Source organism: Micromonospora sp. NPDC049230 (assembly GCF_040647875.1).
In the GTDB taxonomy this organism is placed as follows: Bacteria; Actinomycetota; Actinomycetes; order Mycobacteriales; family Micromonosporaceae; genus Micromonospora.
The window spans coordinates 22,591-41,643 of record NZ_JBEZCZ010000011.1; the positions used below are offsets into that span (position 1 = coordinate 22,591).

Annotated in this window: 21 protein-coding genes and 3 tRNA genes; 10 read left to right on the forward strand and 14 right to left on the reverse strand. The window is 71.7% G+C overall.

The window, feature by feature from the left end; genetic code table 11:
- Window positions 1–20: 20 nt before the first annotated feature.
- Window positions 21–1,124 carry a cyclophane-forming radical SAM peptide maturase AmcB gene (amcB, locus tag AB0A95_RS12450; RefSeq protein ID WP_357555898.1) on the forward strand — a complete coding sequence of 368 codons (1,104 nt, stop codon included), beginning with the start codon at window positions 21–23 and terminating at the stop codon, window positions 1,122–1,124.
- Window positions 1,093–1,320, forward strand: coding sequence for a multiple cyclophane-containing RiPP AmcA (gene amcA / locus AB0A95_RS12455; protein WP_357068924.1), 228 nt, complete (start codon window positions 1,093–1,095; stop codon window positions 1,318–1,320). Before amcB ends, amcA begins: the two co-directional genes overlap by 32 nt.
- A 129-nt stretch (window positions 1,321–1,449) precedes the next feature.
- On the opposite strand, the gene AB0A95_RS12460 is transcribed toward amcA, so the two are convergent.
- Window positions 1,450–1,665 (reverse strand): DUF3073 domain-containing protein, encoded by a 216-nt coding sequence (locus AB0A95_RS12460; RefSeq protein WP_030332207.1) that lies wholly within the window; start codon window positions 1,663–1,665, stop codon window positions 1,450–1,452.
- Window positions 1,666–1,965: 300 nt separating this feature from the next.
- A complete protein-coding gene (locus tag AB0A95_RS12465; protein WP_357555776.1) occupies window positions 1,966–3,048 on the reverse strand; it encodes a Glu/Leu/Phe/Val dehydrogenase dimerization domain-containing protein in 1,083 nt (360 codons plus the stop codon).
- A gap of 193 nt (window positions 3,049–3,241) precedes the next feature.
- Here AB0A95_RS12465 and AB0A95_RS12470 point away from each other — a divergent pair, with 193 nt between their 5' ends.
- Together AB0A95_RS12470 and AB0A95_RS12475 are read left to right on the forward strand one after the other, a co-directional pair.
- Window positions 3,242–4,081: a hypothetical protein gene (locus tag AB0A95_RS12470; RefSeq protein ID WP_357555777.1), complete on the forward strand. Its 840-nt coding sequence runs from the start codon at window positions 3,242–3,244 to the stop codon at window positions 4,079–4,081.
- Between the two features lie 251 nt (window positions 4,082–4,332).
- Window positions 4,333–4,542, forward strand: a complete 210-nt coding sequence (locus AB0A95_RS12475; protein ID WP_007073996.1) for a BldC family transcriptional regulator — start codon at window positions 4,333–4,335, stop codon at window positions 4,540–4,542.
- Window positions 4,543–4,622: 80 nt separating this feature from the next.
- On the opposite strand, the gene AB0A95_RS12480 is transcribed toward AB0A95_RS12475, so the two are convergent.
- Window positions 4,623–5,012 carry a PPOX class F420-dependent oxidoreductase gene (locus tag AB0A95_RS12480; protein ID WP_357555778.1) on the reverse strand — a complete coding sequence of 130 codons (390 nt, stop codon included), beginning with the start codon at window positions 5,010–5,012 and terminating at the stop codon, window positions 4,623–4,625.
- Window positions 5,013–5,066: 54 nt separating this feature from the next.
- Here AB0A95_RS12480 and AB0A95_RS12485 point away from each other — a divergent pair, with 54 nt between their 5' ends.
- Window positions 5,067–5,846 (forward strand): class I SAM-dependent methyltransferase, encoded by a 780-nt coding sequence (locus AB0A95_RS12485; protein ID WP_357555779.1) that lies wholly within the window; start codon window positions 5,067–5,069, stop codon window positions 5,844–5,846.
- A gap of 43 nt (window positions 5,847–5,889) precedes the next feature.
- On the opposite strand, the gene AB0A95_RS12490 is transcribed toward AB0A95_RS12485, so the two are convergent.
- Window positions 5,890–6,177, reverse strand: a complete 288-nt coding sequence (locus tag AB0A95_RS12490; protein ID WP_357555780.1) for a hypothetical protein — start codon at window positions 6,175–6,177, stop codon at window positions 5,890–5,892.
- Window positions 6,178–6,356: 179 nt separating this feature from the next.
- Here AB0A95_RS12490 and AB0A95_RS12495 point away from each other — a divergent pair, with 179 nt between their 5' ends.
- A complete protein-coding gene (locus tag AB0A95_RS12495) occupies window positions 6,357–7,214 on the forward strand; it encodes a 3-hydroxyacyl-CoA dehydrogenase family protein (RefSeq protein WP_357555781.1) in 858 nt (285 codons plus the stop codon).
- A gap of 46 nt (window positions 7,215–7,260) precedes the next feature.
- Complete coding sequence (locus AB0A95_RS12500) at window positions 7,261–8,004, forward strand: enoyl-CoA hydratase/isomerase family protein (protein ID WP_357555782.1); 744 nt, start codon at window positions 7,261–7,263, stop codon at window positions 8,002–8,004.
- Between the two features lie 225 nt (window positions 8,005–8,229).
- On the opposite strand, the gene AB0A95_RS12505 is transcribed toward AB0A95_RS12500, so the two are convergent.
- A complete protein-coding gene (locus AB0A95_RS12505) occupies window positions 8,230–9,573 on the reverse strand; it encodes an ABC transporter substrate-binding protein (protein ID WP_357555783.1) in 1,344 nt (447 codons plus the stop codon).
- Window positions 9,574–9,728: 155 nt separating this feature from the next.
- Between AB0A95_RS12505 and AB0A95_RS12510 the strand changes: the two genes are divergently transcribed.
- Window positions 9,729–10,118: a hypothetical protein gene (locus AB0A95_RS12510; RefSeq protein ID WP_357555784.1), complete on the forward strand. Its 390-nt coding sequence runs from the start codon at window positions 9,729–9,731 to the stop codon at window positions 10,116–10,118.
- A 103-nt stretch (window positions 10,119–10,221) separates the two neighbouring features.
- A complete protein-coding gene (locus AB0A95_RS12515; protein WP_357555785.1) occupies window positions 10,222–10,929 on the forward strand; it encodes a DUF2786 domain-containing protein in 708 nt (235 codons plus the stop codon).
- Window positions 10,930–11,089: 160 nt separating this feature from the next.
- Here AB0A95_RS12515 and AB0A95_RS12520 read toward each other — a convergent pair whose 3' ends face one another.
- Window positions 11,090–11,617 (reverse strand): SRPBCC family protein, encoded by a 528-nt coding sequence (locus tag AB0A95_RS12520; protein WP_357555786.1) that lies wholly within the window; start codon window positions 11,615–11,617, stop codon window positions 11,090–11,092.
- A gap of 166 nt (window positions 11,618–11,783) precedes the next feature.
- Between AB0A95_RS12520 and AB0A95_RS12525 the strand changes: the two genes are divergently transcribed.
- Window positions 11,784–12,998 carry a hypothetical protein gene (locus AB0A95_RS12525; protein ID WP_357555787.1) on the forward strand — a complete coding sequence of 405 codons (1,215 nt, stop codon included), beginning with the start codon at window positions 11,784–11,786 and terminating at the stop codon, window positions 12,996–12,998.
- Between the two features lie 394 nt (window positions 12,999–13,392).
- Here AB0A95_RS12525 and AB0A95_RS12530 read toward each other — a convergent pair.
- From AB0A95_RS12530 to AB0A95_RS12565, 8 genes are all read right to left on the reverse strand, one after another.
- A tRNA-Phe gene (locus AB0A95_RS12530) sits at window positions 13,393–13,466 on the reverse strand.
- Between the two features lie 100 nt (window positions 13,467–13,566).
- Window positions 13,567–13,640, reverse strand: a tRNA-Asp gene (locus AB0A95_RS12535).
- A gap of 31 nt (window positions 13,641–13,671) precedes the next feature.
- Window positions 13,672–13,744: transfer RNA gene (locus tag AB0A95_RS12540), tRNA-Glu, on the reverse strand.
- 241 nt (window positions 13,745–13,985) lie between these two features.
- Entirely contained in the window at window positions 13,986–14,765 is a 780-nt protein-coding gene (locus AB0A95_RS12545; RefSeq protein ID WP_357555788.1) for a polysaccharide deacetylase family protein, read from the reverse strand.
- A 75-nt stretch (window positions 14,766–14,840) separates the two neighbouring features.
- Window positions 14,841–15,785, reverse strand: a complete 945-nt coding sequence (locus AB0A95_RS12550) for a MerR family transcriptional regulator (RefSeq protein ID WP_357555899.1) — start codon at window positions 15,783–15,785, stop codon at window positions 14,841–14,843.
- Window positions 15,775–16,395 carry an isopentenyl-diphosphate Delta-isomerase gene (gene idi, locus AB0A95_RS12555; protein WP_357555789.1) on the reverse strand — a complete coding sequence of 207 codons (621 nt, stop codon included), beginning with the start codon at window positions 16,393–16,395 and terminating at the stop codon, window positions 15,775–15,777. Before idi ends, AB0A95_RS12550 begins: the two co-directional genes overlap by 11 nt.
- Window positions 16,392–17,873: a phytoene desaturase family protein gene (gene crtI, locus AB0A95_RS12560; RefSeq protein WP_357555790.1), complete on the reverse strand. Its 1,482-nt coding sequence runs from the start codon at window positions 17,871–17,873 to the stop codon at window positions 16,392–16,394. The genes idi and crtI overlap by 4 nt, the downstream gene beginning before the upstream one ends.
- Before the next feature lie 28 nt (window positions 17,874–17,901).
- Entirely contained in the window at window positions 17,902–19,044 is a 1,143-nt protein-coding gene (locus AB0A95_RS12565; protein ID WP_357555791.1) for a polyprenyl synthetase family protein, read from the reverse strand.
- Window positions 19,045–19,053 lie beyond the last annotated feature (9 nt).

The window sequence follows — 19,053 nt, forward strand, 5'->3', positions numbered from 1 at the left end:
GGGGGCAGGCGTTCAGCGGGATGCGCGGTCTGGCGGCCGTCCCGTCGTACGTCGTCATGCAGCCGACCACCCTCTGCAACCTGGACTGCGCGTATTGTTATCTGCCGTTTCGTGCCGTCGACCGGCGGATGCCGGTGGCGGTGGCCGCTGCGGTCGCGGCGGCGGTCAACCCCTGGGCGGCGGCCGGCCGGTTCTCCGTGGTCTGGCACGGCGGTGAGCCGCTGGCGGCCGGCCGGGAGCACCTGGCCGACCTGATGGCGCCGTTCGGGCCCGAGGTCGAGCATCACGTGCAGACCAACGCCACGTTGATCGACGACGACTGGTGTGCCTTCTTCGCCCGGCACGAGATGCGGGTGAGCGTGAGCGTGGACGGGCCGCGGGCGCGCAACGGCGACCGGGTCAACAGGGGTGGCCAGCCGGCGTACGACCGGATCCTGCGGGGTGTCGCCGCGCTGCGGCGGCACGGCCTGCCCTTCTCCGCGCTGGCAGTGGTCTCCCGACCGGAGCCGGGATTGGCCACCGAGCTGTACGACTATTTCCTCGATCTGGGCTGCGACGTGTTGGGCATCAACATCGAGGAGACCGAAGGGGTCAACACCCGTGACAACAGTCACCACCCGGCGGCGGTGACCGGCTTCTGGGCCGAGTTGGTCGCGGCCTGGCGGCGGGAGCCCCGGATCCACCTGCGCGAGATCGAGTGGTCGCTGCGTTACGCCGCGGCGGTGCTCGACGACACGACCGACGGGCTGCTGCCCCGTCACCTGGACCCGATCCCGACGATCGGTCACGACGGCTCGGTGATCGTGCTGTCCCCGGAGTTGGGTGGCTTCACCGACCCTCGCTACGGCGACTTCAGCAGCGGCAACGTGCTGACGACCCCACTGGCGGAGATCCTCGCGGGTGCGGCGGCCACGCCGTGGGTCGGCGAGTTCCTGGCCGGTGTGGAGGCGTGTCGGGCCTCCTGCCCGTACTTCGGCTTCTGCGGGGGTGGCCATGCCGCCAACCGTTACTTCGAGCTGGGGCGTTTCGACGGTACCGAGACCGAGCACTGCCGCAACAGCAAGATCCGCCTATTGGAGGGAGTGTTGGAGCATGCCCGAGACCACCAGTCACCGGCGCCCTGAGCGCGAAGCGGACGACGGCGTCACCGAACGGGTGCGGGAGGCGGGCCCTGCTCTCGTCGCGCTCTTGCAGGAGGCTGAAGACGCGCGGAGGCTGCGCTCCGAGGTTTCGGGAGGCGACGGCACCAGCGCGGTCTGCGCCTGGAACCACTTCGAGAACATCCCGACGTTCTACAACTGGAACAACCGCCCACGCTGAGGTGAGCCGCGATCGGGGGCCTGTCGAGCGACCGGAGTGGTGTCGGTCGGGTCAGGCCCCTGATCGTCGGCAACTGCACAGACGTGCGTGAGCACGCGGGAGTGCCGCGTGCTCAGTTGCGTCGAGAGGTCAGCGGGTCGGACGGACCCAGGGATCCGGATCGTCGTCCGCGTGATCCTCATCATCGTCGTCGACGAACTCTTTAGAGTCGTCGTCGAAGTGGTGCTCAGACTTACCAGCACCCGCCAGTTCGCGCTGCAAGGCGGTGAGGTCGGTGTTCGGGGAGTGGTACTTCAACTCCCGCGCCACCTTCGTCTGCTTGGCCTTAGCACGGCCGCGCCCCATGGCTCGACCCCCTCGCACAGAATGCGGGGCAGCCCGAAGGCGGGCCCCGATGACGTCAGGCATCTCTCGTGGCTCTTACGGTACATGGGGATGCCACCGTTCGGCACCTCGGGTTACCGTCAGCCGGCTCTGCGCGTCGCGTCGATCCGGCCGTTACCCAGTGTACCGGGTAAGGAGCGGAACGGTTAGCACCCGTGACACCGGACAAACCGCATCAAAGTTGACCCGACTTCAGCTTACCCACAGGCGCCGGCCACGGAGGCCCGGAGGCGGATCCCGCCGACCCGCCTCCGGGAATGCTCAGCGCAGGTGGATCCCGCGCAGCCGGCCGATGTCCGCCATCCGCCGCTCCGCCAGCCGGTCGGCGGCCACCGCCGGCGGCACACCCTCGGCGTCGGCCATGCGCAGGATCTCGCGGGTGGTGTCGTAGATCCGGGTCGCCCGGAGCTTCGCCCGCTCGAAGTTGAAGCCCTCGATCTCGTCGGCCACCTGGATGACGCCGCCCGCGTTGACGACGTAGTCCGGGGCGTAGAGGATGCCCCGGTCGGCCAGCAGCTTCTCGATGCCCGGGTGGGCGAGCTGGTTGTTGGCCGCACCGGCCACCACCTTGGCGCGCAGCGCCGGCACCGTGTCGTCGTTCAGAGCGCCGCCCAGCGCGCAGGGCGCGTACACGTCGATGTCCGCGGCGGCCAGCGCGCTGGCGTCGTCGATCAGGGCGACCTGCGGGTGGTTGGTGCGCACCCAGGCCAGCGCCTTCGGGTTGACGTCGGTGGCGACCACCTCGGCACCATCGTCGAGTAGGTGCCCGGTCAGGTACTTGCCGACCTTGCCCAACCCGGCCACACCGACCCGCCGGCCCCGCAGGCTCGGGGTGCCCCAGAGGTGCTCGGCGGCCGCCCGCATGCCCTGGAAGACGCCCCAGGCGGTGAGGATCGACGAGTCACCGGCGCCGCCGTGCTCCACGCTGCGCCCGGTCACGTAGCGGGTCTCCCGGGCCACGACGTCCATGTCGGCCACGTAGGTGCCGACGTCGCAGGCGGTGTAGTAGCGACCGCCGAGCGACTCCACGAAGCGACCGTACGCGCGCAGCAGCGCCTCGCTCTTGATCTGCTCCGGATCGCCCCAGATGACGGCCTTGCCACCGCCCAGGTCCAGACCGGCGAGCGCGTTCTTGTACGCCATCCCGCGCGACAGGTCTAGCACGTCGGCGAGGGCGTCCTCCTCGCTGGCGTACGGGTAGAAGCGAGTGCCGCCGAGCGCCGGCCCCAGCGCCGTGGAGTAGATCCCGATGATCGCCTTCAGGCCACTCTGCTTGTCCTGGCAGAAGACGACCTGTTCGTGACCTGTCGATACCGGGTCGTCGGTGCTCGCGAATACACCCATGGTTGGCTCCTGGAGTGGTGTGCGCCCTTGTGGGACGCGGACCTGGTGGACGCCGGCGGGGATGCTGCCGGTGTGATCGAGCCTAGTATCGGCCGTCGTGCGGGTGCTCGACGCGCCGCCGCCGTCCCACGTTGCGGCGCGCGTGGTCCGGCCGCTGACCGCGCACGGCCGCGGTTCGTGGGAGGATCGCGCCGTGCCGTCGCTCTTCGCTTCTTACCTGCGCGTGTACGAGCCGTTGACCGCCTTCGACCGAGACCGGCAGAGCTACTGGCGCCGCTATGTCTCGGAGGGGCGGGCGGTGGCCCCAGTCGAGGGTCCCGGGCGGCAGCGGACGGCGGTGATCGAGGCGTTGGGCGCTGGTTGGACCCGGCTGCCGGACCTGCCGGAGGAGGCGTACGTCCTGGAGACGGACGACAGCCTGTTGGTCTGCCCGTGGAACTTGCGGATCCGGGTCGCTGAGGCCGCCCTCAGCGCTCGGGACGGGGTGCCCCCGGTGCTCGCCGACGCCTTCGTGCCGCCGGTGCTCGCCGGGCAGGCCCGGGCGGTGGTCGACGACTGGCGCAGCGGAGCCCGGGTGCTGGAGCACGGGGTGCCCCGGGTGCACGAGCAGATCGCCACGTGGGGGGTGCCGCTGCGCTGGTTCGTGCTCTTCGAGCCGGCCGAACGGGACCTGGTCACCGAGCCGGGTCGGCGGGCGCTGCGCTACCGCACGGAGATCTCCAAGGCCCGCCGTCGGTCGTCCCGCGCGCTGGCCGTGTTGCGCAAGTCGGTGGGCGAGGCGCCGATCACCGAGGCGGTGGAGGAGGCGGCGCGCTGGCTGGAGGAGTTCCATCCCCGGTCGGTTGTCGAACTGGACTACGGCGGCCTGGTCGACCTTCTCTCCAACGAGACTCTCGCGGCGGACGACTCGCCGGAGTTGGTCGCCAACGGCCTGGCGGGGCTGTCGCGCGGTGAGGCCGAGGAGGCTTCCGCCGCGTACGACAAGCTGGTGGCCCGGTGGCGTGCGGTGCAGTTGCTGGAGCGGTGCAATTAGGGACAAATGTTCGTAGGAGCGCTCCCAAGGTGAGGCATGCTCGTAGTTGACGCATCACGAACCGTGATCATGAGTCCGAATAAGGTGGCTTCTGCCGTGTAAAAGTCGTAAAAATCGGGCATGGTTCATCCGTCCGTCTAGGGACCTTCATCCGTTCGGCCCATGTCGGACATCGGGGACTAGCCGGACCATGGGAGACGCGTCGGCCGGCGGGACCCCGGCCGATGTCTATACATGTGGAGGAGTGACCGATGGCATCGCGAACGCACGAACCAGAGCCGCTACTCACGCCGGCCGAGGTGGCGTCGATGTTCCGTGTCGACCCGAAGACGGTGACCCGGTGGGCCAAGGCGGGCAAGCTCAGCGCCATCCGCACCCTGGGTGGTCACCGTCGATACCGCGAGTCGGAGGTCAGGGCGCTGTTGCAGGGCCAGATCCCGCAGCAGCGGCAGGGTGACTGAGCGGCACAATTTTTTCCGGTCAGGGGCGGTGGATCTCGATCCGCCGCCCCTTTCCATGCCCCACCGAGGTCAGACCGCCCTCAGCGCCGGCCCTCGGCCAGCGTCACGCGGATGCCGACGGTGCCGCCCTCGCCGCGGCGCAGCCGGCTGCTCAGCAGGCTCAACCGGCCGATCACGCGGTACTTGTGCTTGAGCAGGTCGCGAATCCGTCCGGTGTCACCGCCGCCACAGATCGTCGCGTGGGCCGGCACCTCCGCCCCGTGCGGACGCCCCCGCACGTCGCAGGGCGCCAGTGTCACGTCGCCGTTGTTACGGATCCGTTTGACCTTGCCGGAGTCGGCCCGGGTCCACACCGCCAGAGCCTCGCCGTCGCGGACCGCCCAGACCGGCGTCGGCACCGCCCGACCGTCCTTGCGGAAGGTCGTGAGCAGGAGGTATTTCTCGGCGGACAGCCGGTCCAACATGGTCACGCCGCCAGGATACGACCGCTGCGGGCCACCCAGTGGCCGGATAGCGTGAACGCCGTGACAGGCGAGCCTCAAATCGGTGACGTGGTCGGTGAGCTGCTGCGGGACACGCTTGCCGTGGCCACCGGCGTGGGCCCTCGGCCGCTGGTCGGGGGTCGACTGCCCCGGCCGGTCATCGAGATCATCGAGCGGGACGACGGGCTGATCAACGGCGCGCCGGCCGCGCACTACCTGGACGGGCCGCAGGAGTGGCAGCCGTACGACCACCGGGCGGTGGACCGGGTCCGCGGCGAGACGCTCGACATCGGCACCGGCGCCGGCCGGATCGCGCTGCTGCTCCAGGAGCGCGGCGTACCGGTCACCGGGCTGGACACCTCCGCGGGGGCGCTGGCGGTCAGCCGGCATCGCGGCGTGCGGCGGGTGGTGCACGGCACCGTCGACACGCACGTCGCCGATGGCCACCGCTACGACACGTTCCTGCTGCTCGGCAACAACCTCGGGCTGTTCGAGGGCCGGCAGCGGGCCCCCGGGTTCCTGGCCGCGCTCGCCGCGCTGGCCCGACCGGGAGCGCAGATCATCGCGCACGGCACCGACCCGTACGGCACCCGCGACCCGCTGCACACCGGCTACCACGAGCGCAACCGCCGTCGGGGCCGGCTCGGCGGGCAGCTGCGGCTCCGGCTGCGCTACCGCGAGCTGAGCACCGAATGGTTCGACTACCTGGTCTGTTCGGCTGACGAGTTCGCCACGCTTGTGCACGGCACCGGCTGGCGGCTGACCGATGTGGACGACCGGGACGCCCCCTACTACCTGGCCACCCTGCGCCTCGCCGACTGAGCGACGGCCCCCGCGCGACGCTGCGCGGGGGCCGTCGTACAGCTCAGACCTGGACGGTCGGGGGAAGCTCCTCGGGCGGCATGCCGCCGTCGCCGTCGACCACCTCGTCCGGGGTGCCGTCCTCGTCGATGTCGACCATGGTGATGTCCACCTTGCCGTCACCGTCGGTGTCGAACTGGAACAGGTCGGCCTTGCCGTCGCCGTCGGTGTCCACCACCCACACGTCGGTCTTGCCGTCGTTGTTGGTGTCGGCGCGCAGCAGCTCGACCCGCTCGTCGCCCCGGGTCTCCACGATCTCCCCGCCGGTGACGCTCTCCGGTGCCTGGCTCATGTCGACTGGATTCCTTCCCTTGGTTGACGGGGCCGTCATTACCCGATCCCGCGCTCCCCCAAGCATGGGCCGGGTCGTCGAGCTGTCTAGGGTCGCACCATGAGCGAGCGGAGCGGGCGAAACACCCAGCTCGGTGTGGCGGGGACCCCGCGCGCCGGCGGGCGGGACAGGGAGGCGTGATGAGCGGACGTTTCGTGGTCGTCGGTGCCGGCACGATGGGGCTCGGCATCGCGTACGTGGCGGCCGGGGCCGGGCACGCCGTCGAGTTGGTCGAGGTGGACCCGGGGCGGGGCACGGCGGCGTTGAACCGGCTCGCCGAGCTGTGGGAGCGAGCCGTGCAGCGCGGGAAGCTGAGCGCCGACCAGGCCGCCGCGCACCGGCAGCGGGTCACGCTGCGCCCGACGCTCGCCGAGGTCGCCCCCAACCCCGACGTGATCGTGGAGGCGGTGCCGGAGCGGCTCGACCTGAAGCGGGCGGTGCTGCGCGACGCCGCGGCGCTGCGCCCGGCCCTGCTGGCCAGCAACACCTCCAGCATCGCCATCGGTGAGCTGGCCGCCGGGCTGGAAGCGCCCGAGCGCTTCCTCGGCCTGCACTTCTTCAACCCCGTCTGGGCGATGACGCTCCTGGAGATCGTGGTCGGCCCGGCCACCGCCGAGGAGACCACCGCCGCGGCCGTCGCGCTCGCCGGCCGGTTGGGCAAGGACCCCGTCGTCGTACGCGACCTGCCCGGCTTCGCCACCTCCCGCCTCGGGGTGACCCTCGGGCTGGAGGCGATCCGGATGGTCGCCGACGGGGTGGCCAGCCCCGCCGACATCGACAAGGCGATGGTGCTGGGTTACCGGCACCCGATCGGGCCGTTGGAGCTCACCGACCTGGTCGGCCTCGACGTGCGGCTGGACATCGCCCGTACCCTCCAGGCCGCGTACGGGGACCGCTTCGCGCCGCCGCCGCTGCTCGTGGAGATGGTGGACGAGGGTCGGCTGGGCAAGAAGTCGGGGCACGGCTTCTACCTGTGGAACGGCGGGGTCAAGCAGTGAGCGCGTTCGCGAGCCCCACGGTCGCCAACGAGAGGTGGGCGGGGCAGTGAGCGGGCTGCGGATCGAGGAGCGGCCGGACCGGCTGGTGGTGACCCTGGCCCGGCCGGAGAAGCGCAACGCCATCGACGCGGACCTGATCGCCGAGTTGCACCAGGTCTGCGCCGAGTTGGAAGCCCGTCCCCGGCTGCTGCTGCTCACCGGTGGCACGGCCGGCATCTTCGCCGGCGGCGCCGACATCGCTCAACTCCGGGAGCGGGGCCGCACGGACGCCCTGGCCGCGATCAACTCAGCCGCCTTCGCGCGGATCCGGGCGCTGCCGATGCCCACGGTGGCCGCCGTCGACGGCCCGGCGCTGGGCGGTGGCGCGGAGCTGGCGTACGCCTGCGATCTGCGGGTGTGCACGGCGCGGGCGGTCTTCGGCCAGCCGGAGGTGCGGTTGGGCATCCTGGCCGGCGCGGGCGCGACCCACCGGCTACCCGCGTTGATCGGTGAGGGCCGGGCCAAGGAGCTGCTCTTCACCGGGCGGCGGGTGGACGCCGCTGAGGCGCTGCGCATCGGTCTGGTGAACCGGGTGGTGGACGAGCCCGATGAGCTGCTCACGGTGGCCCACGCGCTGCTGGACGAGATCGCCCTGGGCTCGTCGCTGGCGCTGCGGTTGACCAAGCTGGCGGTGGACGCGCCCGCCGCCGCGCACCCCCACCTCGATCTGGTCAGCCAGGCCGTGCTCTTCGAGGACGAGGAGAAGCACCGACGGATGAGCGAGTTCCTGGAGCGCCGCCGACCGCGCTGATTCTGCGGGCGTTGATCGACTCGGGTTCCTGGAAGTCGCGGTGTCCCGGTCGCGCGGACAGCCCGGTTTCCGCGAAGCGGAGTCGATCATCGGACACGGGCCGGCGCGGCCGGGTCGTCAGGTGGCTGGGTGGCGGGGTGTGAGCCTGCTGGTGTGGGCGTCCGGGAAACGAAACGGCCGCACCGACGCTCGCGCCGGTGCGGCCGTTTCCTGCTTCTAAAAGTGCTACTGCCGGATCTGCACTCCGCTGTCGGCCAGCGAACGGATCACCGACGCCGACTCGCCGAAGCCGATGATCAGTACGGCATCCGCGCCGAAGTCCTTGATCTCCTTGGCGCCGCCGGAGAAGTCCACCGGGGGAGCCTTGGCGTCGACGGGCGGCTCGTAGGTGAGCAGCTTGAGGCGGTCGCCAGCGATACCGGCCTTCTCCAACTCGTCGCGGACCGTGCCCTGTAGGCCCTCACCGTAGGAGTCCTTGCGGGCGACGATGACGATCTTCTGCGATCCGTCGCGGAGGATGACGTCGGCCAGCGCCCGGCCCTGGAGGCTGTCCGGCGGTGCGGTGCGGAAGTACAGGCCACCGTCGTCAACGTCGGTCAGGCTGCTGTCGGTGTTGGACGGGGAGAAGAGGATCTTCCCGGCCTGCACCACGTCCGGCAGCACCGCCCGGGAGATGCCCGAACCACCCGCGCCGATGATCACGCTGACGCCGTCCGTCACGTGCCTGGCCACCGTCGCCTTGGCCACCACCGGGCTGGTGCCGTCGTCACCCTCGACCCACGTCACCGGCTTGCCCAGCGCGCCACCGGCAGCGTTGATCTCCCTGATCGCCAGCGCGGCACCGGCCGCCATCGGCGGGTAGGCGATCGCCAGGTCACCGGTCTTCGGCAGCAGGCCGCCCAGGATCAGCGGCTTCTGGTCGGGGTCGGCGGTCGGCCGCTGCTTCTTCGGCTTCGGTGGCGTCTTGGTGCTCGCCGCCGACTCGATGCCCGCGCCGACGAACTCGGTCTTGCCGTCGTTGATCTGCTGCCCGTCGAAGGTCAACGTGGCGTAGCTCGCGGTGGCCGGCTCACCCTTGTCGGTGAAGCCCGCACGGGTCAGCGAAACGCCACGGTATTCGATGTCCTGCCCGGCACGGGCCAGCGCGAGGCAACTCGCCGGATCCTCGCAGCGCTGCCCGTCGTTGGTCACGGCGACGATCTGCTTCGCGATGGCAGCCGGGTCGGTGCTCCCGGCCAGTTGGGCGGCCAGCACGGCGACCACCACCGCGTCGTACGTCTCGGCGGAGTACACGTAGTCGGTCAGCGCCGGATTGACGGTCCGTAGCCGGCCCTTGAAGTCGTCGGGCAGCGGAACGAGTGGCGTGGTGCCCTTCATCCCGTCGACGAGACTTGCGCGTTCCTTCAACTCCGCGGGATAGGAGTTGAGCATGTTGCCGTCCGTGCCATAGAGGCGCACCTGTTGGGCGCTGGGCTCCTTGGCCTTGTCATCCCCGCAGGCGCTTGTGGCGAGCAGGATCGTCGCGCAGGCGGCCAGTGTGGCCACCCGCGAACGGCGTGATACGAGCATGGTCGTCCTTCCTCCGGCGAAGGTCCGCTGCGCACATTAGCGTGCCGGGGCCGTCGGCGGGACCGTGGAGGCGACGTAATGCGCAGGTAGCTCGCGTTGAACACGGAAAGTGACGGCCTTCGAGGCGCTTGACCGCCCGTCCTACTGTGCGCTGCGTGACGGACCTACCACAGCAGACGTTCGACGACGCGACCGCCGTGCTCCACTCGGCGCTGACCGGAGATGGGGACGCCGTGGTGGGAGCATTCGACGCGGTCGTCGACCGGGCCGGCCTCAGCGGCGCGTACGGGGTGGCCTGGTGCCTGGCCGCGACGATGGTCGGCGACGCGCCAGCGGCCAACGGAGCGGCGCTCGACTTCCCGGGAATCGACCAGGCCGACTACGACACCCGCTGGGTGGCCCGCTTCGTCAGCGCGTACGCCAATCGCGACGAACCCACAGGTGCGGCGCTGTTCGGCGCCGCGGCGGCCGACGGGCTGCTCCCGGCCTGCCTCCTCACCCTCGCCGGCTCGACGATCGCCACCCTGCGCAGCCGCGCCGAGTGATCCGCGGCCCGGCCGCGACGTCGGCCGGCTCACTCGGAGCGCGTGGTACGCGATCGTCCCGCGGCCCCGATGGATGTCCGACCCGTGTGATAGCTCTGTAGCCATGTCCGAGGCGATGCTGAGCAAGGTGCGCAAGCTGCTCGCCCAGGCTGAGGACCCAGCCTGCACACCCGCCGAGGCGGAGGCGTTCACCGCCAAGGCGACCGAGTTGATCGCCCGCTACGGAGTCGACCGGGCGCTGCTCGCCGTCCGTGACCCGACCACCGATCCGGTCGGCGACCGGATCCTGGAGATCATCGCCCCGTACGCCCGCGACAAGGTCGGTCTGCTCGCCGCGGTCGCCGAACCACTGCGCTGCCGCTGCGTCCGCCGCCGGCAGGGCAACGGCTTCACCCTGCACCTGTTCGGCTTCGCCAGCGACCTGGAACGGGTCGACCTGCTCTTCACCTCACTGCTCGTGCAGGCGGCGCACGGCCTGGCCGCCACCGAGGTGCCCGCGGACGACCATCCCGCGGCCTTCCGCCGGTCCTGGCTTGCCGGTTTCGCGGAGGTGATCGGGGGTCGACTCTGGGCGGCGGAGACGGCGGCGGCCAGCGAGTCGGGGGCTCCATCGGTGGCGCTGGTGCTGGCTGACCGGTCCGACCGGGTGCAGCGGCGGCTCACCGAGGAATACCCGCGGCTGCGCACCGCACCGCCACGCAGGCTGGGCGGCACCGGCTTCGGGTCGGGGGCGGAGGCCGGCCGCCACGCGCATCTGGGTGGTCGCGACCTCGGTGGCCACACCGCCCCGGCACGGCAACTCGGCCGTTGACGAGCGCCTGCCGGTTCGGCCCGGCGGCGGTGTGCCGGTTCGGCCCTGCGTGTCGGCTCGGCTTCCGGCGGGCGTGTGCTGGCGGTTCGGGTTCCCGGCGGTTGCGCGCGACCGGCGAGGGTTGGTGGTTCGGTTTCCGGCGGTCGTGCGCCGCTGACGGTCAGGCGGGGGTGGTGGGCTGCCGGCGCGACACCGTGGCGACGTAGCGGGTGAGTAACTCGTGCCAGCCGGCGGTGAGCGCCTCGCGGTATCCCTCGGCTGCCTCGCCGTGCCGGTCGAAGTGCCGGTGCTCCAACTCGACCCGGGTGCGCTCCGGCCCCTCGGAATGGAACAACACCTCGACCTCGCTCGCGCGGGCCGGGTCCGGCACCGGCGCCCGGTCGGGGCCGATCTGCCAGACGAAGACCAACCGGCGCGGCGGGTCCCAGGTGAGGACCCGACCCCAGTCGGAGCGGAAGCCGTACGGGCCGATCTCGTAGAGCATCCCGCCGGCCCGCGGCTCCATGCCCAGCTCGGCGAGGGCGTCCGGGCCGGACCAGGTGTACTCGGTGACCCACCAGTCGGTCAGCTCATCGGTGAAGACCGCGAACGCGCGCTCGGCGGAGCCCGGGACGTGGAGGCTGCACCGTAAGGAGAACCGGTCGCCGTCCTGCCGGATGTCGGCCGGATCAGTCTTTTCCTGTCCCATAGGCCCGGACCATACCGTCTGATGCCCGCGTGTGCAGCTTCGTGTCACGCCGGGTTTGGACGCGGGGTGGCCGATCCGTCACGGACGGGATGCTCTGCCGGAAAGCGGGTACCCGCGCCGAACGGCCCGGATGACCGGGCCGGTGTGTGCAGGCGGGCGGGAGAGCATGAGCGAGAGCGCGCAGCAGCGGGAGCCGGGCCACGGGGATCCGGATGTCCTGCTCGACATTCCGAGGGTCTCCGTCGACTCGATCCGGCTGGCCGTCGACGGCCTGGACGCCGACCTGTCGCTGCGGGCCCGGGTGGCAAACCTGATCCAGGTCGACGCCGGCGTACGGGTGCACCTGAGCGGCGTCGAGCTGGAAATCAACGGGGTGCACGCCGAAGCGGAGCTGCGGGTGCGGTTGGAGCAGTTGACCATGATCCTCGGGCGGGCACTCGACACACTCGACCACAATCCGCAGATCATCGAGGCGCTTGCTCGAACGGCTGCCACCGCCCTCGACGACGTGAACCGCGGTGCACCGCAGCCCGCCCCCGGGGCCACTGCGGTCGGGACGCGCCGCCCCGGCGGCTTACTCGATGGGCCGGGCCAGCAGGTGGGTGCGGTCGGCGCAGTCGCCGATCCGGGCCGAGCGGCCGACCAGTCGGGTGCCGATCGGTCCGGCCTCGATCGGTCGGGCCCTGATCGACCGAATGCCGATCGGTCTGGTCCTGATCGGTCCGGCCCCGATCGGGCTGGAGCGGGTCGACCGGGCTCGGCTGCTGGAGGCGCCACGCCGCACGCTGGAGGCGCCACGCCGCACGCTGGTGGCCCGGGACCCAGCGCTGGCGGTCCCGGGTATCGGTCCGGTGGTCCTGGGTCGGGGGAGCAGGTACGACCGGAGTCCGGCGGAACGCAGGGTCGTCACCCGACTGGCCGGCGGCACGGAGAGCGGCACCACCCCGAAGGGCACCATGCCGAAGGGCAACGCCCGGCTGGCCCGGGTGGTGGGCAACGGCCAGCTGGCCCGGGTGGCGGGCAGGAACATTCAGGCCCCGGCGATGGGCAGCGGTCGGCAGGTCCGGGCGGTGGGCAGCGGTCGGCAGGTCCGGGCGGTGGGCAGCGGTCGGCCGGGGCGGCTTGGGGCACCGAGGGCCCGGCCGGGTCGTCGACCGGGCAACCTCGCAACCGACCCGATCAGTCGCCCGCCCCGGGCCCGAGCGCGGCCGGAGATGGTGACGGCGGCAGCGGTCCGCTGGGTGGGGCGCAGGCCGCAGCGCAGAGCGCGGCTCAGTTCGCCGAGCAGGCGGGGGAGACACTGCGCCAGGCCGGGCGCAGCGTGTGGGAGGCGATCCAGAGCGGCATGGCGCAGCACCGCCAGCAGGGCCGCGACGGCTGACAGCCGCAGGGCCGCAGGGCCGAACGCCGCACAACAGCGCACCGGCCGTCCGCGCACCGGCCGTCCGCGCACTGGCCGTCCGTGCACTGGCCGTCCGTGCACTGGCCGTCCGTGCACTGGCCGTCCGTGCACTGGCCGTCCGTGCACTGGCCGTCCGTGCTCCGGCCGTCCGTCCACCGCACAGCCGCACGACCAGGCCCGCCACCAGCTCATGATCGACTCGGTTTTGGCGAAATCGGGGTATCCCGCACTTCCGGATGCCCCGATTTTCAGGAAGTGGAGTGGATCACATTGCGACGGGCCGAAGGTCGTCGGTGGAAAGACGCCGCAAACAGCAAGATCCCCACCTGCGTTTCCGCTGGTGGGGACCTCTGTAGCCCGGCGAAAGGCTATGTGGCCAGGGGCGGGGTCGAACCGCCGACCTTCCGATTTTCAGTCGGACGCTCGTACCAACTGAGCTACCTGGCCGTACTGCTCGGCCCATGTTACCCGGCAACCGGACGAACCGGCGGCAAGGGCGACATGCTCCGATACGCAGAACGCCGCGCGAGGCGCGGCGTCAGCGCTGCGGTCCTGACGGGACTTGAACCCGCGACCTCCGCCTTGACAGGGCGGCGAGCACTCCAACTGCTCCACAGGACCTAGCTTGTGTTGCTCCGGCTTGCGCCGGTCGTGCCCCCAACGGGATTCGAACCCGTGCTACCGCCTTGAAAGGGCGGCGTCCTGGGCCGCTAGACGATGAGGGCGGCCCCGCCATCATTGCACATTGGCAACTTCAAGCGGACTTGCTCCCATCCGGCCCCGCCGGAGGCTTGGAAAGCATACGTGATGCCAGGTCGGTGGACAAAATCGGTATCGGGGCGGCCGGGGATCGGGGCGTAACCGCAGGTCAAAGGGTGTTTCGAAGGTGCCGGCCGGTCTGCGCCGGCCCGGATGTCGCCCGGAGACCACACCGCCGAAACTCGGGCTCGGCTCGTCCGACAGGTCCTAATTGAGTCGGGCGATGCCGAAGCGTTGCTTCAGATCGGCGATCACCTGCGGGCAGGCGGCGAGCGTCGCGGCCCGATTGCCGCCCCCGTCGTGCAGCAGCACGATGGCACCGGGGCCGGCGGCGGCGTGGATTCGCTTGCCGATCGTTGCGGCGCTGGGCTTGTCCCAATCCTGCGGGTCGACCGACCAGTGCAGGGGGCGCATGCCGAGGTCCTTTGCCACCCCCAGCACCTCCGACGTCCACCGGCCGCCCGGTTGCCGGTAGTAGGACACCTTCGCCCCGGGAGCCGCCGCCTGGATGGCCCGGTTGGTGCGGTCCAGGTCGGCCCTGATCTCGGCGACCGGTCGCCGTGCCAGGTCGAGGTCGTGCCGCCAACTGTGGTTGCAGAGCTGATGGCCCTCGCGGACGATCCGGCGGACCAACTCCGGGTGACGCTGCACCTCGCGACCGACGACACAGAAGGTGGCAGTCACCTTGGCGGCCCGCAGTTGGTCGAGCACCTTGGGCGTCCAGGCCGGGTTCGGCCCGTCGTCGAAGGTCAACACCACCGGGCGCGCGCCGGTGGTGCGCCGCAGGCCGGCGGGGAGCTTGGCCGGCAGGGGCCGCAGCGGAGGTTTGGGCGGCTTGGCGACGGTGGGGTGCGGTTTCGGGGTAGGCGTGGCCGAGGGCACCGGCTGCGATGCGCTGGAGCGGGTGATGGTGCGGTCCGGCTGGGCGCAGCCGGACAAGACCAGCGCCATGGCGAGGACGGACGCCAGGACGGCGCGGGCTTGCATCTGCTGGCTCCCGGAGGGGTCGGGGTAGGCGGAGCCTCCGACGGTAGTTCACGCCGCAAACGGGCGACAGTGCGGTCAGTCACGCCTCGACTGGTCCAGCGAGTCACGGACCGCGACGGCGAGCGAGACGGCCTCGGCCAGGTCGATCGGCCGCACCACCCCGGCGGGCAGCGTGTCGGCTCGCCAGCCCGGCCCGGCGGCGAGCACCAACAACGGACGGCGGGGTGCCGCGAGGAGCGCGCTGAGCTGGGCCGGGTCGGCGGTGGCCAGGGTCTGCGACCAGAGCACCACGGCGGCCGGTCCGGTCCGGTTGACCGCCTCGAGGAGCGCGGCGACCGGCACTCGGGCGCCGAGCGTCCGGTAGCTGACCCCGGCCTCCGCGAGCGCGGCGGCCAACGCCTCCAGCGGCAGGGTGTGCTGCTCCTCGTCGGCGCAGGAGAGCAGGATGCGGGCCGGCCCGGTGGGAACCTTGGCCCGACTGGCTGCCGCGAGGGACTCCGAGACGCAGCGGGACACCAGATGTTCCACCTCGATCAGGCCGGCGGTGGCGGCGTGGCGTTCGCCGATGCCGGTGAGGACCGGGCGCAGCAGGCTCTCCCAGGTGGCGACGACTCCGTTGGCGGCCAGGGCGTGCGCGATCGTCTCGCTGACCGCCGCCGCGTCCAGCCGCATGGCGGCCCGGGCCAACCCGCGGGCTGCCGGGCCGGCGCGGCCCACCGGGATGGTTCCACCGCCGTCCCGGCCGGGCCGGCGGAGCCGAGTGGGGGCGACGGTGTCGGTGGGCGTCGGATCGGGTGCCTGGCGGGCCCAGCGGGCGGCCTCGGCGGGGCTCACCCCGTCGGCGGTGAGCCGGCGCATGATCTCGAGGCGGGCCAGGTCCTTGGGCGTGTACCGGCGGTGGTGGCCGGGGATGTGTTCGCTGGGCCCGAGCCCGTAGCGCTGGTGCCAGGTGCGCAGGGTCGTCACCGCGACCCCCAGCCGGCGTGCGACAGCCCCCGCGCTCAGCGCCTCATCGACCACCCGACCGCTCCGCCGTGTCATCCGCCGACGATCCGGACGGGGTCACGGCCGGATCGGATGCGCCCGACGTGGCGCCCGAGGGGTGCAGTAGCCGGTTCACCACCCCGCCCAGCCAGGGCGCGTACGACCGGGGGTCGAGGTCCAACTCGGCTTCGAGCGCGGTGGGGTCGGCCCAGCGCAACTCGGCGACCTCGTCCGGGTCCGGCAGGAGCGGGGCCGCGGGCAGGAAGTCACCCCGCAGTACGTGGTCGTACTCGAATTCGACCCGGCCGGTGGCCGGATCCTCGGCGTAGTAGACGTAGACGCCGACCTCGGTCAGCTCGACCGGGCCCGCGCCCAACTCCTCGCGTAGCCGCCGGTTGGCCGCCTCGGCGAGGGACTCGCCGGGCCGGGGGTGCCCGCAGCAGGAGTTGGCCCAGCGCAGCGGGAACCGGGTCTTGACGGCGGCCCGGCGTTGGAGCAGCACCTGGCCGTCCGGGTCGACAAGCAGCACCGAGAAGGCCCGGTGCAGGTGCCCCGGGGGTTGGTGTGCGTCGGCGACGGTCATCTCGCCGTGGGCCGTGCCGGCATCGTCGACCAATTCGACAAGGTGCTCCTCGCGGCTGCTCATCGACCCTCTCCACTGATCCGGCCGGCGGCGAGCTTGCCGGAGATGAGCACCATCGGCACACCCACCCCGGGCTGGGTGCCGGAGCCTACGAAGACCACGTTCGGCAGGTCGCGATGCAGGTTCGACGGGCGGAACGGGCCGGTCTGGAAGAGGGTGTGCGCGGCGGCGAAGGGGGTGCCGGCGGCCATCCCCTGCTCCTCCCACTCGGCTGGGGTGATCGCCCGCAGCACCTCGACCCCGGCACCGAAGCCGACGTAGCCGCGCTCCTCCAGGGTGCCGATCAGTTGGTCGCCGTAGCGCTGGGTCAGGTCGCCGCGCCACTCGAACGGCGCCCGATGCAGGTTGGGCACCGGGGCGAGCACGTAGTAGGTGTGCCGGTCGGGTGGGGCCACCGAGGGGTCGGTCCGGCTCGGGTTGGTCACCAACAGTGACGGGTCGGTCATCAGCTCGCCCCGCCGGATGACCTCATCGAAGGTGCCCTTCCACGCGCGTCCGAAATGGATGTTGTGATGGGCGATCTTCGCATAGGCCTGTCGGGAGCCGACGTGCAGAACGACGCACGACGGGGAGTAGGTGAGCCGGCGTCGTGGCGCGGCGGGCAGCAGGTCCCGGTAGGCGACAGGCAGGTCGGGGTTGAGCACCACGACATCCGCCCGCACCAGTTCGCCGTCGGCGGTGAGCACACCCGTGGCACGGCCGTGCGCCGTCTCCACCCGGGTCACCGTCGTGTCGTACCGGATCTGCACGCCGTGCTTCTCGGCGGCACCCGCCATGGCCTTGGAGACCGCGTGGATGCCCCCGCGCGGGAAGTAGACCCCGGCCACCGAGTCGAGGTACGCGATGACCGCGTAGATGGCGAGGGCGTCGTGCGGTGCGAGGCCGGCGTACATCGCCTGGAAGGAGAAGATCCGCTGGGTACGCGGGTCGCGGAAGAATTGGTTGATCTTCGTCTGGAGCCGTCGGAAGGCCCCGCCGCTGAGCAGCTTGAGGAGGTTGCCGGTGATCAGGTCGGTCGGCGCGTCCAGGTTGCGCTCGATGAAGTCGGCCCGCTCCAGCCGCCACAGCTCTCGCGCGTACTCGACGAAGCGCAGGTAACCGTCGGCCTCGCGCGGCCCGCAGACCCGGGAGATCTCGGCTGCCATCCGGGTGGTGTCGGTGAGCACGTCCAGCGTCGAACCGTCCGGGTAGTAGGCCCGGTAGGCCGGATCGAGGGGGGTCAGGTCGAGCCAGTCGTGCAACTCCTCACCGACCGCGCCGAGTGCCTCGGCGATCAGGTCGGGCATGGTGAGCACTGTCGGGCCGGTGTCGAACTCGTAACCGTCCACGGCGAGCCGGCCGGCTCGCCCGCCGGGCACCGGCTCGCGCTCCAGCACTGTGACCTGTCGCCCGGTGCCGGCCAGGTGCAGCGCGCAGGCGAGCCCGCCCAGGCCGGCCCCGACGACCACCACCCGGTCCGTCCGTCCTGTCACCGTCCGCACGTGACCACCTCCTTGAGAGAATCGCTCATCAGGCCCGCCGGTCGGTCGCGGCGGTGGCCAGCCCGGTCAGCGCGGTCCGCGCCGTGCGGTCCACTGGTGCGGCGGCGAGCGCGGCGAGCGCGTCGCTCACCCGCTCGGCGATCATCCACTCCACCCGGGCCACCGCGCCGGTGTCGGCCACCAGCTCGGCGAGCCGGTCGACAGGTGTGTCACCGGGCCGCTCCAACGCCCGCAGTTGTGCCGGCGTGGCCAACTCCCGAGCCAGCACGAACAGCGTGGTCGGCTTGCCGCTGCGAAGGTCGTCACCGGCGGGCTTGCCGGTGGCGGCCGGGTCGCCGTAGACGCCGAGCAGGTCGTCGCGGAGCTGGAAGGCCTCGCCGACGGCCAGGCCATAACGGGTGTACGCGGAGACCAGCGGGTCGTCGGCGGGCACCCCGGCCAGGCAGGCACCGAACAGCAGCGGTCGCTGGACGGTGTAGCTGGCGGTCTTGTAGTGGGCCACCCGCAGCGCCCGGTCGACAGACCAGTTGGCCGGGTCGTTCTCGCCGAGCACGTCCAGATACTGCCCGGCGACCGTCTCCACCCGCATCTGGTCGTAGCAGCGGCGAACCTCGAACAGTCGGGCCGCTGGCACCGTGGCGTGCGCCAGCAACCGGTCGGCCCAGACCATGCAGAGGTCGCCGATGAGGATGGCGACGGCCTCCCCGAACCGCCCGGGATCACCACGGTGGCCGGCCGCGATGTGCTGCTCGGCGAGCGCGACGTGTGCGGTGGGCCGGCCGCGACGGGTGGTGGAGGCGTCCATCACGTCGTCGTGCACCAGGGCGAAGGTGTGCAGCAACTCCAGCGCGGCCAGCGCCGGCAGCACTGGCGGCAGTGCCTCGACGCCGCCGATCGCCCCGCGCCAGCCCCAGTAGGCGAACGTCGGCCGGATCCGCTTGCCGCCGACCAGGACGGCCTCCCGCGCGGAGGCGGCGAAGCTGCCCATCGACGCGTCGATCTCGGCGAGGGCGTCGACCTCGGCGGTGAGGAAGGTGGTCAGGGCCTCGTCGACCGCCGCGACCAGCTCATGGGTGTACGCGGCCAGAACGGCGCCGACCGGGTCGTCCCGGTCGACCGGGACTGCCGCCGCCACGCGGGTCGCATTGCCCGCAACCGCGTCGTTGGCCATGCGGCTGAG

Coding starts and splice junctions, on each gene's coding strand:
- AB0A95_RS12495 (WP_357555781.1), top strand. CDS start 6,357: ATGAGCGGACGTTTCGTGGTCGTCGGTGCCGGCACGATGGGGCTCGGC.
- AB0A95_RS12565 (WP_357555791.1), bottom strand. CDS start 19,044: ATGGCCAACGACGCGGTTGCGGGCAATGCGACCCGCGTGGCGGCGGCA.
- AB0A95_RS12525 (WP_357555787.1), top strand. CDS start 11,784: ATGAGCGAGAGCGCGCAGCAGCGGGAGCCGGGCCACGGGGATCCGGAT.
- AB0A95_RS12460 (WP_030332207.1), bottom strand. CDS start 1,665: ATGGGGCGCGGCCGTGCTAAGGCCAAGCAGACGAAGGTGGCGCGGGAG.
- AB0A95_RS12515 (WP_357555785.1), top strand. CDS start 10,222: ATGTCCGAGGCGATGCTGAGCAAGGTGCGCAAGCTGCTCGCCCAGGCT.
- idi (WP_357555789.1), bottom strand. CDS start 16,395: ATGAGCAGCCGCGAGGAGCACCTTGTCGAATTGGTCGACGATGCCGGC.
- AB0A95_RS12505 (WP_357555783.1), bottom strand. CDS start 9,573: ATGCTCGTATCACGCCGTTCGCGGGTGGCCACACTGGCCGCCTGCGCG.
- amcB (WP_357555898.1), top strand. CDS start 21: ATGCGCGGTCTGGCGGCCGTCCCGTCGTACGTCGTCATGCAGCCGACC.
- amcA (WP_357068924.1), top strand. CDS start 1,093: ATGCCCGAGACCACCAGTCACCGGCGCCCTGAGCGCGAAGCGGACGAC.
- AB0A95_RS12545 (WP_357555788.1), bottom strand. CDS start 14,765: ATGCAAGCCCGCGCCGTCCTGGCGTCCGTCCTCGCCATGGCGCTGGTC.
- AB0A95_RS12520 (WP_357555786.1), bottom strand. CDS start 11,617: ATGGGACAGGAAAAGACTGATCCGGCCGACATCCGGCAGGACGGCGAC.
- AB0A95_RS12465 (WP_357555776.1), bottom strand. CDS start 3,048: ATGGGTGTATTCGCGAGCACCGACGACCCGGTATCGACAGGTCACGAA.
- AB0A95_RS12490 (WP_357555780.1), bottom strand. CDS start 6,177: ATGAGCCAGGCACCGGAGAGCGTCACCGGCGGGGAGATCGTGGAGACC.
- AB0A95_RS12475 (WP_007073996.1), top strand. CDS start 4,333: ATGGCATCGCGAACGCACGAACCAGAGCCGCTACTCACGCCGGCCGAG.